At 72.5% G+C, this 14289-nt stretch carries 15 protein-coding genes; 8 read left to right on the top strand and 7 right to left on the bottom strand.

The annotated features are described in order from the left end of the window. Nucleotides 1-248: 248 nt before the first annotated feature. The 3 genes from AB0P03_RS05680 to moaA all read left to right on the top strand — a co-directional run bounded on the left by AB0P03_RS05680 (nucleotide 249) and on the right by moaA (nucleotide 3294). Nucleotides 249-605, top strand: a complete 357-nt coding sequence (locus tag AB0P03_RS05680; RefSeq protein ID WP_063349620.1) for a DUF485 domain-containing protein — start codon at nucleotides 249-251, stop codon at nucleotides 603-605. Beyond that, nucleotides 602-2212, top strand: coding sequence for a cation acetate symporter (locus AB0P03_RS05675; protein ID WP_350880245.1), 1611 nt, complete (start codon nucleotides 602-604; stop codon nucleotides 2210-2212). The genes AB0P03_RS05680 and AB0P03_RS05675 overlap by 4 nt, the downstream gene beginning before the upstream one ends. A gap of 92 nt (nucleotides 2213-2304) precedes the next feature. Then, on the top strand, nucleotides 2305-3294 hold the full coding sequence (gene moaA, locus AB0P03_RS05670) for a GTP 3',8-cyclase MoaA (RefSeq protein WP_363627905.1): 990 nt from the start codon (nucleotides 2305-2307) through the stop codon (nucleotides 3292-3294). A gap of 50 nt (nucleotides 3295-3344) precedes the next feature. On the opposite strand, the gene AB0P03_RS05665 is transcribed toward moaA, so the two are convergent. The 6 genes from AB0P03_RS05665 to AB0P03_RS05640 form a co-directional block, all read right to left on the bottom strand. After that, nucleotides 3345-3563, bottom strand: a complete 219-nt coding sequence (locus tag AB0P03_RS05665; RefSeq protein WP_363580651.1) for a hypothetical protein — start codon at nucleotides 3561-3563, stop codon at nucleotides 3345-3347. Between the two features lie 277 nt (nucleotides 3564-3840). Beyond that, nucleotides 3841-4233 (bottom strand): DUF3099 domain-containing protein, encoded by a 393-nt coding sequence (locus AB0P03_RS05660; protein ID WP_363618529.1) that lies wholly within the window; start codon nucleotides 4231-4233, stop codon nucleotides 3841-3843. A 222-nt stretch (nucleotides 4234-4455) separates the two neighbouring features. Then, the gene (locus tag AB0P03_RS05655) at nucleotides 4456-5004 is read right to left on the bottom strand and encodes an RNA 2'-phosphotransferase (RefSeq protein WP_063351459.1); all 549 of its coding nucleotides are present in this window, start codon (nucleotides 5002-5004) and stop codon (nucleotides 4456-4458) included. A gap of 32 nt (nucleotides 5005-5036) precedes the next feature. Then, a complete protein-coding gene (locus tag AB0P03_RS05650) occupies nucleotides 5037-6434 on the bottom strand; it encodes a metallopeptidase TldD-related protein (RefSeq protein WP_363627904.1) in 1398 nt (465 codons plus the stop codon). After that, nucleotides 6434-8035, bottom strand: coding sequence for a TldD/PmbA family protein (locus AB0P03_RS05645; protein ID WP_363580657.1), 1602 nt, complete (start codon nucleotides 8033-8035; stop codon nucleotides 6434-6436). Before AB0P03_RS05645 ends, AB0P03_RS05650 begins: the two co-directional genes overlap by 1 nt. A gap of 127 nt (nucleotides 8036-8162) precedes the next feature. Continuing rightward, a complete protein-coding gene (locus tag AB0P03_RS05640; RefSeq protein WP_363580659.1) occupies nucleotides 8163-9308 on the bottom strand; it encodes an MBL fold metallo-hydrolase in 1146 nt (381 codons plus the stop codon). Nucleotides 9309-9622: 314 nt separating this feature from the next. Here AB0P03_RS05640 and fabG point away from each other — a divergent pair, with 314 nt between their 5' ends. Together fabG and fabI are read left to right on the top strand one after the other, a co-directional pair. Then, nucleotides 9623-10342, top strand: a complete 720-nt coding sequence (gene fabG / locus AB0P03_RS05635; RefSeq protein WP_350887665.1) for a 3-oxoacyl-[acyl-carrier-protein] reductase — start codon at nucleotides 9623-9625, stop codon at nucleotides 10340-10342. A 2-nt stretch (nucleotides 10343-10344) separates the two neighbouring features. Continuing rightward, nucleotides 10345-11112, top strand: a complete 768-nt coding sequence (fabI, locus tag AB0P03_RS05630; protein ID WP_363627903.1) for an enoyl-ACP reductase FabI — start codon at nucleotides 10345-10347, stop codon at nucleotides 11110-11112. A gap of 78 nt (nucleotides 11113-11190) precedes the next feature. Here the strand turns inward: fabI and AB0P03_RS05625 are convergent, their stop codons facing one another. Next, nucleotides 11191-11865 (bottom strand): FadR/GntR family transcriptional regulator, encoded by a 675-nt coding sequence (locus tag AB0P03_RS05625; protein WP_350887659.1) that lies wholly within the window; start codon nucleotides 11863-11865, stop codon nucleotides 11191-11193. Nucleotides 11866-12000: 135 nt separating this feature from the next. Between AB0P03_RS05625 and AB0P03_RS05620 the strand changes: the two genes are divergently transcribed. The 3 genes from AB0P03_RS05620 to AB0P03_RS05610 all read left to right on the top strand — a co-directional run bounded on the left by AB0P03_RS05620 (nucleotide 12001) and on the right by AB0P03_RS05610 (nucleotide 14166). After that, the gene (locus tag AB0P03_RS05620; protein WP_363580661.1) at nucleotides 12001-13287 is read left to right on the top strand and encodes an MFS transporter; all 1287 of its coding nucleotides are present in this window, start codon (nucleotides 12001-12003) and stop codon (nucleotides 13285-13287) included. A gap of 67 nt (nucleotides 13288-13354) precedes the next feature. Continuing rightward, entirely contained in the window at nucleotides 13355-13477 is a 123-nt protein-coding gene (locus AB0P03_RS05615; protein ID WP_279634939.1) for an SGM_5486 family transporter-associated protein, read from the top strand. Nucleotides 13478-13638: 161 nt separating this feature from the next. Further along, nucleotides 13639-14166, top strand: coding sequence for a histidine phosphatase family protein (locus tag AB0P03_RS05610; protein WP_063349631.1), 528 nt, complete (start codon nucleotides 13639-13641; stop codon nucleotides 14164-14166). The last annotated feature ends 123 nt before the right edge of the window (nucleotides 14167-14289 follow it).

Here is a 14289-nt window from a genome sequence, read left to right as displayed (position 1 = left end):
GGGGCGGTACTGCTGGACGGTGCCGCCCCTTCGGCATGTGGCGGCGGTGTTGTGAAGTGGCGTGAGTGGTGGTTTTCGGCCAATTGGATAGTGCGAGAGGGTGAACGACTGGCTGATCGCGGTCAACCCCTTTCGGGGCGGGCGCGACGCTCCTAGCATTGCGCGGCGCGCACACGGATTGTGACGCCCCTCACGTCCGATCGTTCCCCGTGTGCGACCGCTACGCCGAAGGAGTGAGGAGAGACAGAGTGGATTCGCCGCCGATCACCACTACCCCTACGGAAGTCCAACTCATCGATGAGAGCGAGGAGTTCCGTACCCTGAGGCGCTCGTTCCGGAGCTTCGCCTTCCCGGTCACCATCGGCTTCGTGCTCTGGTACCTGCTCTACGTGCTGCTCTCCTGCTACGCGCCCGGCCTGATGGGTGCCAAGGTCGTCGGGCACATCAACGTGGCCCTGGTGCTGGGGCTGCTGCAGTTCGTCACCACCTTCGCCATCGCCGCCTGGTACGCCCGCTACGCCGACCGGCGGATCGACCCGACCGCCGCCGCGATCCGCGAGGCCCACGGCGCCGTCGTCCACGCTCCCCGGGAGTCCGCCGAATGAGCCTGCTCGCCAGCTCCGCCACGGAGCACCGCGGCATCACGATGACCCTCTTCGGGCTGTTCGTGCTGGCCACCCTCGCGATCACCGTCTGGGCTGGGCGGCAGACCAAGGACGCGGCCGACTTCTACGCCGGCGGCCGCGGCTTCACCGGATTCCAGAACGGCCTGGCCATCTCCGGCGACTACATGTCCGCCGCGTCCTTCCTCGGCATCGCCGGCGCCATCGCGCTGTCCGGCTACGACGGCTTCCTCTACTCGATCGGCTTCCTGGTCGCCTGGCTGGTCGCGCTGCTGCTGATCGCCGAACCGCTGCGCAACTCCGGCCGCTTCACCATGGCGGACGTCCTCGCGTTCCGGATGCGCCAGCGCCCGGTGCGCACCGCGGCGGGCGTCTCCACCATCGTGGTGTCGATCTTCTACCTGCTCGCCCAGATGGTCGGCGCCGGGACGCTGGTCGCCCTGCTGCTGGGGGTCAACGGGGACGCCGCCAAGCGCTGGACCATCGTCGCGGTCGGCGCGCTGATGGTCGTCTACGTGGTGATAGGGGGCATGAAGGGCACCACCTGGGTGCAGATCGTCAAGGCCGTGCTGCTGATCGCCGGCACCGCGCTGATGACCGTCCTGGTGCTCGCCAAGTACCACTTCAACCCCTCGGAACTGCTCGGCGCCGCCGCCAGCGCGAGCGGCAAGGGCGCGGCCTTCCTCGAACCGGGGCTGAAGTACGGGGCCAGCGACACCAGCAAACTCGACTTCATCAGCCTCGGGATCGCGCTGGTGCTCGGCACCGCCGGCCTGCCGCACATCCTGGTCCGCTTCTACACCGTGCCCACCGCCAAGGCGGCCCGGAAGTCGGTGCTCTGGGCGATCGGCATCATCGGCGTCTTCTACCTGATGACCCTGGCGCTCGGCTTCGGCGCGGCGGCGCTGGTCGGCCCCAAGGCGATCAAGGCGGCCAACGCCTCCGGCAACACGGCGGCCCCGCAGCTGGCCGAGGTGCTCGGCGGAGGCTCCGGCACCACCGGCGGCGCGATCCTGCTCGCGGTGATCTCCGCCGTCGCCTTCGCCACCATCCTGGCCGTGGTCGCCGGACTCACCCTGGCGTCCTCCGCCTCCTTCGCGCACGACCTGTACGCCAACGTGATCCGGCGCGGCAAGGCCACCGAGAAGCAGGAGGTGCTCTCGGCGAAGTGGGCCGCCGTCGCGATCGGCGCGGTGGCCATCGTGCTCAGCCTCTTCGCGGGCAAGCTCAACACCGCCGCCCTGGTCGCCCTGGCCTTCGCGGTGGCCGCCTCGGCGAACCTGCCCACCCTGCTCTACTCGCTGTTCTGGAAGCGCTTCACCACCTCCGGCGCGGTCAGCTCGGTCTACGCCGGCCTGATCAGCTCGGTCGTGCTGGTGGTCTTCTCCCCGGTGGTCTCCGGCGCGAAGACCTCGCTGTTCCCGGACACCGACTTCCACTGGTTCCCGCTGGAGAACCCGGGCCTGGTCTCCATCCCGATCGGCTTCCTGGCCGGGTGGATCGCCACCCTGCTCTCCAAGGACCGACCCGACCCGGCGAAGTACGCTGAACTGGAGGTCCGGGCGCTGACCGGGCTGGGCGCCCACTGACCGGGCGCCCACTCACCGACCGGCGATGACTATGCTGGCCCGGCCCGCCGTGACGGTGGCCGGGCCGGCCGCATTCTCGGGAAGGGACGCACGTGCTGCTCGACACCTTCGGACGCCAGGCCGTCGACCTGCGGGTATCTCTGACCGACCGGTGCAACCTCCGCTGCACCTACTGCATGCCGGAAGAGGGCCTGCGCTGGCTGGCCAAGCCCGAGCTGCTGACCGACGAGGAGATCGTCCGGCTGGTCACCCTCGCGGTGCGCGAGCTGGGCGTCCGGGAGGTCCGCTTCACCGGGGGCGAGCCGCTGCTGCGCCCCGGCCTGGTCGCCATCGTCGCCGCCTGCTCGGAGCTGGAGCCGCGCCCCGAGCTGTCCCTCACCACCAACGGCATCGGGCTGGCCCGTACCGCGACGGCGCTGCGCGAGGCCGGGCTCGACCGGGTCAACGTCTCGCTGGACACCCTCGACCCCGAGGTGTTCCACACCCTCACCCGCCGCCACCGCCACCAGGACGTGCTGGCCGGGCTGGCCGCCGCCGAGGCCGCCGGACTGACGCCGGTCAAGCTGAACGCGGTGCTGATGCGCGGGGTCAACGGCCACGAGGCTCCCGACCTGCTGGCCTGGTGCCTGGAGCACGGCTACGAGCTGCGCTTCATCGAGCAGATGCCGCTGGACGCCCAGCACGGCTGGGACCGCTCCGCGATGGTCACCGCCGAGGAGATCCTCGACCTGCTCGGTGCGCGGTTCACGCTCACCCCGGAGCCGTCCGCCCGCCGGGGCGCGGCGCCCGCCGAACGCTGGCTGGTGGACGGCGGCCCGGCCCGGGTCGGCGTGATCGCCTCCGTCACCCGCCCGTTCTGCCGGGCCTGCGACCGGACCCGGCTGACCGCCGACGGGCAGGTGCGCAACTGCCTGTTCGCGACCGGGGAGACCGACCTGCGCACCGCCCTGCGCTCGGGCGCGGACGACGCCGAGCTGGGCGCGCTGTGGCGGGCGGCGATGTGGGGCAAGAAGGCCGGGGCCGGGATCGACGACCCGGAGTTCCACCAGCCCGAGCGGCCGATGTCGGCGATCGGCGGCTAGCGGGTCCCGCGAGGTCAGGGCGACTCGGCCGACTCGGACGACCCGGACGGCTAGGACGTCTCCGGGGTCCAGTCGGCGAAGGCGACGACCTCCTTGAGGAAGCCGCGCACGCCGAGGAACTGGGACAGGTGCTCGCGGTGCTCGTCGCAGGCGAGCCAGGTCTTGCGGCGGTCCGGGGTGTGCAGCTTGGGGTTGTTCCACACCAGCACCCAACGGGCGTCCGCCCGGCAGCCCTTGGCGGAGCAGATCGGCGTCTGCGGGGTGTCCATCGGGCCGTCCTCAGCGCTAGGCGGGTGGTCTGCACCGCCAGTGTTTCACGCGCTCCGCGCGGCCCGGAGGGAGCCCGCCCGGATCCGGGCATGGCGACGCCGGGCAGCCACGGGGGGAGCCGCCCGGCGTCGGTCCGTCGCTCCGACGGGGGATGCGGAGCGCGTACGCAGTATGTCACGCCAGGGGCCTCGGTTGGGGAGGTCTTGCATGATTAATCTGAGCTTCTTCTGAGCTTTCTTCGAGCCGGATTTTCTCGAAACGTCTCGAAACGGACGGTCAGTTCGGGCCCTGTGAAGGATCGGTGGCAGCGGTCTTTGCCCCGCCTGTACCGGGGGCCCCGTCCGCCCCACCCCTCCCACCCGTCCCACCGGGACCGAGCATCAGCGGGGTGTCCAGCGGGATGTCGAAGGTGCTCGGCAGCCCCGGCGCCCGCTCCCGGCCCGCGTTGGCGATCAGGACGGCGAAGTACGGCAGCAGTACGGCGCCGGCCAGCGCCGCGAACGCCAGCCACCGCTGGACGTCCCACAGCACCACGGCGAGCAGCACGCAGACCGTCCGGAGCAGCATCGAGACCACGTAGCGGCGCTGCCGCCCGCGGACGTCCTCGGTGAGGCTGCTCCGCGCTCCCGTGATCCGGTGGACCTGTCCACCGTCGGCGCTCTTGCCCATGTCCTACCGCCCTCGTCCACGCTCCCGCGCGACTCGCCGCGCGGCCTCCTCACGGTACGCCTGGGCAGCGGGGACGACGAGACCGGGTGGGGCGGACCCACCCGGTCGGGTGTGCGAGGGGACTGTCCGGCCGATCGGGACGGCCGATCGGGACGGCCGATCGGGACGGCCGATCGGGGCGGGTCATCGGAACGGGTAGTCGGAACGGCGGGGCGAGGGGCCTCACGACCGCCGGGAGAGGAACTGCGGCGGGACGGCGTCGGTGAGCCAGACGCCGTTGTCGCTGATCCGGAACTCGTGGCCGGCCGCCGCCATCGCGGCCGCGTTCACGGTGAGCACCACCGGGCGGCCGTGCCGGGCGCCGACCCGCACCGCGGTCTCGGTGTCCGCGGACAGGTGGACGTCCTGCCTGGCCATCGGGCGCAGGCCCTCCCGGAAGATCGACGCCAGGTGGCGGTCGGCGGTGCCGTGGTAGAGCACCGGGGGCGGCACGGTGGCGGCCAGGCCGAGGTCGACCGCCACCGTGTGGCCCTGGTTGGCGCGGATCGAGAGACCGTCCGCGGAGTAGCCGAAGCGGCGCTTGTTGTTGGTCGCCACCACGTGGTCCAGATCGGCCCTGGTCAGCCGGTTGCCCTTGGCCGCGAGGGCGGTGAGGAGCACGTCGATCCGGATCCAGCCGGACTCGTCCAGCGTGACGCCCACCCGCTCCGGCTCGTGCCGCAGGATGCGCGACAGCATCTTGCTCGTCTTGACCAGCCGCTTCTCGTCCATCATGTCTCTCGTATCCCCCCGTTGGTCAGTGGCTATGAGGCCTGGCTGACCGAACTCATGTTGAAGTCCGCGACACGCACGGGTGGCATCGCGGTGCGGGTGAAGTAGTCGCTCCACTCGCGGGGCAGGCAGCGCTCGGTGCGGCCCGCCTCGGTGATCCGGTCCAGCAGGTCCACCGGGGACTCGTTGAACCGGAAGTTGTTGACCGCGCCGACGACTTCGCCGTTCTCGACCAGGTAGACGCCGTCCCGGGTCAGGCCGGTGAGCAGCATCGTCGCCGGGTCCACCTCGCGGATGTACCAGAGGCAGGTGAGCAGCAGGCCGCGCTCGGTGCGGGCGATCATCTCGTCCAAGGTCGGCGCGCTGTCCTGGTCGGCCGTCTCCAGCACCAGGTTGTCGCCGAACGGGCGCAGCGGCAGGCCGGTGAGGCCGGCGGAGTGGCGGCTGGTGACCAGGTCGGTCAGCACGCCCTCGCGGATCCACTCGGTGGCGTCGATCGGCAGGCCGTTGTCGAAGACCGAGATGTCCCCGCCGGTCGAGTGCGCGAGGACGAACGGCGCCGACTCCAGGCCGGGTTCGGCCGGGTCCGTGCGCAGCGTGAGCGGCAGCCCGGCGAGCTTGTCGCCGATCCGGGTGCCGCCGCCGGGCTTGGAGAAGACGGTGCGGCCCTCGTGGGCGTCGCGGCCGACGGCGGACCAGGCGAGGCAGAGCATCAGGTCGGCGACGGCCGAGGGCGGCAGCAGCGTCTCGTACCGGCCGGCGGGCAGGTCCACCTTGCGGGCGCCCCAGCCGAGGCGCTTGGTCAGCTCGGTGTGCAGGGCGGTGACGTCCACGTCGGAGAAGTCCCGGGTGGCGGCGCCGGCCCAGGCGGAGCCGGACAGGTCGGTGGTCTTGGCGTTGATCTCGACCATGCCGGTCGGCTGGTCGTGGCGCAGCCGCAGGCCGGTGGAGGTGCCCAGGTAGCTGCTGACCACCTCGTGCCGGGCGAAGCCGTACAGCAGTTCGCCCTGCGCGGCGGCCCGGGCGAAGGCCTCGCCGAGGGCCGGGCCGAAGGCGTCGAACACCGCGATCGAGGTCTCGGCGGGCGGCCGGGTGAAGTCCGGGGAGGACGGCCGGTCGGCCACCAGCGGCTGGGCGTCCTCGGCCGGGCCGGCCGCGCGGGCGGCCTCCTCGGCGGCGCGGACCAGGCCCTCCACCTCGTCCGGGGTGACGGCCTCGCGGGAGACCACGCCGGAGGCGGTGCCGTCGGCCCCGGCCACGGTGGCGATCACGGTGAGGCGGCGGCCGCGGGTGACGCCGTTGGTGGTCAGCGAGTTGCCGGCCCAGCGCAGGTTGGCGGTGGACTCCTCGTCGGCGATCACCACGCAGCCGTCGGCGCGGGCGAGGCCGAGTGCCAGCTCGACCAGTTCGTGGGGCTGCATCGCGGTCATCAGTGACCCGCCTCCTGCTGGGTGTTGAGCACGTTGACGTTGCGGAACAGCGCCGACGGGCAGCCGTGGCTGACCGCCGCGATCTGGCCGGGCTGCGCCTTGCCGCAGTTGAAGGCGCCGCCGAGGACGTAGGTCTGCGGGCCGCCGACCGCCGTCATCGAGCCCCAGAAGTCGGTGGTGGTCGCCTGGTAGGCGAAGTCCTTGACCTGGCCGGCGAGTTCGCCGTTCCTGATGGCGTAGGCGCGCTGGCCGGTGAACTGGAAGTTGTAGCGCTGCATGTCGATCGACCAGGAGCGGTCGCCGACGATGTACAGGCCGTTCTCCACCCCGGCGAACAGGCCCTCGGTGTCCGGGCCGTCGGCGGCGGGCTGGAGCGAGACGTTGGCCATCCGCTGCACCGGCACGTGCGCCGGGGAGTCCGCGAAGGCACAGCCGTTGGAACGCTCGAAGCCCTTCAGCTCGGCCATGCCGCGGTCGAGTTGGTACCCGACCAGGGTGCCGTCCTTGACCAGGTCCCAGGACTGGGTGGCGACGCCCTCGTCGTCGTAGCCGATCGTGGACAGGCCGTGCTCGGCGGTGCGGTCGCCGGTGACGTGCATCAGCTCGGAGCCGTACCTGAGCGAGCCGAGCTGGTCGAAGGTGGCGAAGGAGGTGCCGGCGTAGGCGGCCTCGTAGCCGAGGGCGCGGTCCAGCTCGGTGGCGTGGCCGATCGACTCGTGGATGGTCAGCCAGAGGTTGGACGGGTCGATGACCAGGTCGTAGCGGCCGGCCCGGACGCTCGGCGCCTTCATCTTCTCGGCCAGCAGGGTGGGCAGTTCGGCGAGTTCGGCGTCCCAGTCCCAGCCCGTTGCGGGCAGGCCCCGGCCGTCGGGGGACGGCCCCCGGACCCCCGTGAGGTACTCGAAGCCACGCCCGACCGGCGGGGCCAGCGTGCGCATCGAGTCGAAGGCCCCGGTGCGCTCGTCCACCGAGGTGGCCTCCAGCGTGGGGTGCAGCCGGATCCGCTGCTGGGTGGTGACGGTGCCCGCGGTGTCCGCGTAGAACTTGTTCTCCTGGACGGTCAGCAGGCTCGCCTGGACGTGCGAGACGCCCTCGGCGGCCAGCAGCCGCGAACTCCACTCGGCGAGCAGCGCGGTCTTCTCCGCGTCCGGCACCTCGAAAGGGTTCACCTCGTACGAGGAGACCCAGGTGACGTCCCGGTACACCGGCTCGTCGGCCAGCTCGACCCGCTCGGCGGAGCCGGCGGCCCGGCTGATCCCGCCGGACAGGCGGGCCACCGCGACGGCCTGCTCGGCGACCCGCGCCGCCGCGTCGGTGGTGAGGTCCACCCCGGCGGCGAAGCCCCAGGCGCCGTCCAGCAGCACCCGGACGGCGAAGCCGAGTTGCACGCTGTCGGAGGTGCCGGCCGGGCGGGCGTCGCGCAGCCGCCAGGAGGCGCTGCGGACCCGCTCCAGACGGAAGTCGGCGTGGGCGGCGCCGAGTTCGCGCGCCCGGGTGAGGGCGGCGTCGGCGAGGGTGCGCAGCGGGAAGGCGAGGAACAGCGGGTCGACGGCGCGCCCGTGCGGGGCGCCGACGCTGTCGGCCGGAGGGATCGGAGGCAATCGTGCTCCCTGGTCGCGGAGGGTGGCGGTGCGGCGCCGCACAGGGGCGCCCGCACCGCATCATGGCCGGTCCAGGGGGTTTCGGCCAGCGCATTTCGGCCGGTGCGCCGCCGTGGTGGCCGGTCGGTCAGCCGACGATCTCCCACCAGCCGTCCAGCTCCGGCGGGTTGTCCACGTCGACCCGCTCGCCGGGGCGCGGCACGGCCAGCGGGACGGCCTGCGCCTTGGCCTCGACCAGCAGTCGCTCGATCGGCTCGGCCCACGGGTGCAGGCCCAGGTTGAAGGTGCACCAGTGCACCGGCACCAGCAGGCCCGCCTGGAGGTCGCGGTGGGCGCGCACGGCGTCCTCGGGGGTCATGTGGATGTCGGCCCAGGCGGCGTCGTAGGCGCCGATCTGCACCAGCGCGGCGTCGAAGGGGCCGTGGCGGTCGCCGATCCGGGCGTAGCCCTCGAAGTAGCCGGAGTCACCGGTGTAGAAGACCTTGCGGTCGGGGCCGGCGATCACCCAGGAGCCCCACAGGGTGGTGTTGCGGGTCAGGCCGCGGCCGGAGAAGTGGTGCGCCGAGGTGAGGGTGAGCACCAGGTCGCCGAGGGTGCAGGTCTCGTCCCAGTCCAGTTCGATGATGCGGTGCTCCGGGACGCCCCAGCGGCGCAGGTGGCCGCCGATGCCCAGCGGCACCGCGAACGGCGCGGACTGGCTGCGCACCAGGCGCTTGACCGTCGCCATGTCCAGGTGGTCGTAGTGGTCGTGCGAGATCAGCACGGCGTCGACCTGCGGCAGCTCCTCCAGTTCCACCGGCACCGGGTGCAGCCGCTTGGGGCCGACGTGCGCGGCGGGGGAGCAGCGCTCGCTCCAGATCGGGTCGAGCAGCACCCGGGAGCCCTCGATCTCCACCAGCGCGGAGGCGTGCCCGTACCAGGTGATCGCCACGCCCTCGGCGGCCGGGCCGGGGCCGCCGGCGGGGCGGACGGTCGGCACGGGGTGGGCGGGGACGCGGCCCTCGCGGTCGAACAGCATCCGGCGGATGGTGCCGCGGTCGATGTCCGGGGCGGTGGTGGCCCGGGCCAGGGTGGAGGGGGCGTTGTGGAAGACGCCGTCGCGGTACTGCGGCGAGTCGCGCACCCGCTCCTCGTGCTCGCCGTCCGGCCGTCGGCCGAACGCCGCCGGCAGGTCGCGCAGCGACCAGGCGGCCGCTCCCAGGCCGGCCGCGAGGGCGGTCAGGGCCAGCAGCCGTCCGTTTCGGTGGGTGCTCCTGGGCCGTGCCTTGGTCATGCGCCCTGCCTTCGTTCCTCGCGGGACCCTTCGGGGATCGGTACGGCCGGTCCCGGGTCGGCCCGCACCACGGGGGCAACGGGTGCGCGGGGCCGTGTTGTTCCCGTACGGCGGCGTCGGCTCGGCTCCGGCGGTGGTTCGGTCAGGGCGGCTGAGCAGGTGCGGGGCGCTGCGGGTACGGATTGTCGGATTGCGACAGTTCCTCCGGTGCGGCGCTGTGGGAGCCCGATGCGCCGACACCGCCGACCGCCCGATAGCGTCACACTGCGTACGCGTTCCGACGTACGTCCGCACACACGGAGAGAGGTGGATCGTTGAGCCGCTCGGTTCTCGTCACCGGAGGAAACCGGGGCATCGGCCTCGCGATCGCCCAGGCCTTCGCCGAGGCGGGTGACAAGGTCGCCATCACCAGCCGCTCGGGCGAGGTGCCCGAGGCCCTGGAGAAGTACGACGTCCTCGCGGTGCGCTGCGACATCACGGACGCCGCGCAGGTCGACGCCGCCTTCACCGAGATCGAGGAGAAGCACGGCGCGGTCCAGGTGCTGGTCGCCAACGCGGGCATCACCAACGACACCCTGCTGCTGCGCATGTCCGAGGAGGACTTCACCTCCGTCCTGGACACCAACCTGACCGGCGCCTTCCGGGTGGTCAAGCGCGCCTCGAAGCTGATGATGCGGGCCCGCAAGGGCCGCGTCGTGCTGATCTCGTCCGTGGTGGGCCTGTCCGGTTCGCCGGGCCAGTCGAACTACGCCGCGTCCAAGGCGGGCCTGGTCGGCTTCGCCCGGTCGCTGGCGCGTGAGCTGGGCCCGCGCAACATCACCGTCAACGTGGTCGCCCCCGGCTTCGTCGACACCGACATGACCGCTGTGCTCAGCGACGAGCGCCGCGCGGAGATCGTCTCGGGCGTGCCGCTGGGCCGCTACGCGTCGCCCGCCGAGGTCGCGTCCACCGTGCGGTTCCTCGGTTCGGACGAGGCCGCGTACATCACCGGAGCCGTCATTCCCGTCGACGGCGGATTGGGCATGGGTCACTGAGCATGACTGGAATCCTTGAGGGCAAGCGCATCCTGATCACGGGTGTGCTGATGGAGTCCTCCATCGCCTTCCACGCCGCCAAGCTGGCCCAGGAGCAGGGTGCGGAGATCATCCTCACCGCGTTCCCGCGCCCGAGCCTGACCGAGCGGATCGCCAAGAAGCTGCCGAAGCCGGTCACCGTGCTGCCGCTGGACGTCTCCAGCGAGGAGGAGCTGGCGGGCATCGCCGACACGGTCCGCGAGCACCTGCCGACCCTGGACGGCATCGTCCACTCGATCGGCTTCGCCCCGCAGGACGCCCTGGGCGGCAACTTCCTGGACACCCCGTGGGAGTCCGTGGCCACCGCGGTGAACGTCTCGGCCTTCTCGCTGAAGTCGCTGACCATGGCGCTGCTGCCGCTGATGCAGGACGGCGGCTCGGTCGTCGGCCTCACCTTCGACGCGCAGTTCGCCTGGCCGCAGTACGACTGGATGGGCCCGGCCAAGGCCGCCCTGGAGTCGACCAACCGCTACCTGGCGCGCTACCTGGGCGAGCGGGACATCCGCTGCAACCTGATCTCGGCCGGCCCGCTCGGCTCGATGGCCGCCAAGTCCATCCCGGGCTTCGGCGACCTCGCGGACACCTGGAACCACCGTTCCCCGCTGAAGTGGGACCTGACCGACCCGGAGCCGGCCGGCCGCGGCATCGTCGCGCTGCTCTCGGACTGGTTCCCGAAGACCACCGGCGAGATCATCCACGTCGACGGCGGGCTGCACGCCATCGGCGCCTGACCGCTTCGCCGCACACCGCTGCCCGGCACCCTCGTGGGGGGTGCCGGGCAGCGGCGTTCCAGGGCGTTCGGGGGCGCCTCAGGCGTCGGCGGGGGTGCACGCGCCGATGGCGCGGCCGGCCTCGACGGAGGCGCGCTGGGCGTCGCCGGCCCGGATGGCGTCGAGGATGGTGGCGTGGCCGATGTAGCGCTCGGCGATCAGCTCGGGGCCGACGTCGTGCCGCAGGTGGGCGCGGGTGACCTCGCCGAGGTCGGCGTAGACGGCGGCCAGCACGTCGTTGTGGGCGGCGGCGACGACGGCCTGGTGGAACGCGGCGTCGGCCTGGATGAAGTCCTCGGCGTCGCCGGAGTGCCAGGCGCTCTCGCGGCGGCCCAGCGCGGCGTCCAGCAGGCCGAGGTCGCGGTCGGTGCGGCGGGCCGCGGCGAGGCCGGCCGCAGAGGTCTCCAGGGCGGCCCGCAGCTCGGCGACCTGCGCCTGGTCGGCGTCGGCGAAGCGGCGGTGCATGACCCCGGCCAGCTCGCTGGTGGCGAGCACGTAGGTGCCGGAGCCCTGGCGGATGTCGAGCAGCCCGTTGTGGGCGAGGGCGCGGACGGCCTCGCGGACGGTGTTGCGGGCGACGCCGAGCTGTTCGACGAGTGCGGCCTCGGTGGGGATGCGTGAGCCGACGGGCCACTCTCCGGAGGTGATCTGGGCGCGCAGCTGCGCGATCACCTGGTCGGACAGCGGGGTGCGCCTCGGCGAGGACAGCGCCACGGGTACTCCTTGCGGCTACGGTTCGATGGACGGGGCCGGCGGGTGGGAGGGCCGGCGTCCGGTGGGGGAGCGGGTCGGCACATCATGCCAATTCGAAGGTGCGCCAATTCATCCCATCATTCTATGATGGTGCCCATGCCTCCCGCAGCAGACACCACCGCCTCCCCACGAACCGAGGCCCGGCCGCAGACCGAGCGGCCCTCCACGCCCTCCTCCGGCAAGTACCTGGGCTGGTTGTTCGCCATCGCGATCGCCGCCGCCGCCTTCAACCTGCGCCCCGTGGTCACCAGCCTCGGGCCGCTGCTCGACCAGGTCCGCGCCGACCTCGGGATGAACCCGACGCTCGCCGGGCTGCTCACCGCCGTCCCGTCGCTCTGCTTCGGCCTGTTCGGCTTCGCCGCGCCCTCGATGGCCCGGCGGATCGGCCCGATCGCCGTGATCACCGCCGGCATGGGCGCGATCACCCTGGGCGTGCTCTCCCGCTCCTTCGCCGGCGGCACCGCGGTGTTCCTGCTGCTGACGGCGCTCGCGCTGGCCGGTGTGGCGGTCTCCAACGTGCTGATCCCGGTGGTGATCAAGCGCTACTTCCCGGACAAGGTCGGTCCGATGATCGGCCTGTACTCGATGGCGCTGTCGGCCGGCACCGCGCTGGCCGCCGCCGTCACCGTGCCGATGACCAGCGCGCTCGGCGGCGACTGGCGCTACGGCCTGGGCGTCTGGGCCGGTCTCGCCGCGCTGGCCCTGCTGCTCTGGCTCCCGGTGCTGCTGACCAAGCGCGAGCGCGGCGAGCGCGCGGGCGGGGCGGCCGCCGCCAGGCTGCCGATCACCCGCAGCCGGACGGCCTGGGCGATGGCCTGCTTCTTCGGCCTCCAGGCCACCGGCGCCTACGTGGTGATGGGCTGGCTGCCGAAGATCTTCCAGGACGCCGGCGTCGACAAGGGCACCTCCGGGGTGCTGCTCGCGGTGACCATGGTGATCGGCGTGCCGGTCTCCTTCGTGCTGCCCAACCTGGCCGCCCGCCGCGGCGACCAGCGGCTGTTCGTCGTCGTGCTGGCCGCCTGCGGCATCGCCGGGTACGCCGGGCTGGCGCTGGCCCCGGCCGGCGCGTCGTGGCTCTGGGCGGTCCTGGTGGGCCTGTCCAACTGCGCCTTCCCGCTGGTGCTGACGATGATCGGGCTGCGTGCCCGCACCGCCGGCGGGGTCGCCCAGCTCTCCGCCTTCGCCCAGGGTGTCGGCTACCTGATCTCCATCCCCGGCCCGATCCTGATCGGCCGGATCTACCAGATGACCGGCGAGTGGTACGGCCCGCTGGGCTTCCTGGCGCTGCTGCTGGTGCCGCAGATGCTGTTCGGCCTGCGGGCCGCGATGGCCCGGCACATCGAGGACGAGGCGGTCCACCCCGTGGCGCAGGTCAAGGCCTGACCAAGGGACGGCCAACCCCGAGGGGTCGGTGACCGACGGGCGTGTTCGGGGTGGAAGAATCCCGGACATGCCCGTTCTCGATCCCAACCCGACCGACGGCCGCAAGCAGCTCGGCCAGATCGCCCTGGCGATCGCCGGCATCGTGGTGCTGGTGGCGATCATCGCCTCCGTCGCCGCCGCCATAGGCTGATCCGGTCCATCCCCCCCCCCGCGTAGCACCGCCGTTCACCGGCCACCCCCGTTTATCGGAAGGCCGGACGAACGGCGGATGATGACACCCGCCACCCCTGCGAGTGGCGGCATCCGGGAGCACCGCGCCCCGGAGCGGCTTTTCTGCCAAGCTTGCTGGGTATGAGCGCCGACACGTCCCGCAGGATCATCGTTCTCCGCCATGCCAAGGCCGACTGGCCCAACGGCGTGGACGACCACGAGCGGCCGCTGGCCGACCGGGGCCGTCACCAGGCCCCGGACGCCGGCCGCTGGCTGGTCGACTCCGGCATCAACCCCGAGTACGTGCTCTGCTCCACCGCGCTGCGCACCCGCGAGACGTGGAAGCTGGCGGCGCACGAGCTGCCGAAGCGGGCCCGCAAGACCGTGTACGAGGACCGCATCTACGAGGCCAGCCCCGGCGAGATCATCGCCGTCCTCCAGGAGACCCCGGAGGAGTACGCGGACGTGGTGCTGGTCGGGCACAACCCCGGCGTGCTGGGCCTGACCCAGGTGCTGGCCGGGGACGCGGGCGACCGGGACGCGCTGGAGCGGCTGCGGCTCGGCGGCTTCCCGACGGCGGCGATCGCGGTGCTCAGCTTCAGCGGCTCGTGGAAGGGCGTCGAGCCGGGCGCGGCCGCGCTGGTCTCGTACTACACGCCGCAGGACTGACCCGGTACGGAGCTCCGAGTTCCGTACGGGCTCCGGGGGCTGCTCCGGCAGATGCCAGGCCGCCTCGCGCACCGCGAGCGGCGCGGCGGCGCCGCCCGTCCTCGTCGTCACCATGCCGTGTCC

Origin of the sequence: Kitasatospora sp. NPDC088779, assembly GCF_040685395.1 — a bacterium.
Classification (GTDB): domain Bacteria; phylum Actinomycetota; class Actinomycetes; order Streptomycetales; family Streptomycetaceae; genus Kitasatospora.
This window is presented reverse-complemented; position numbering and strand designations above follow the sequence as displayed.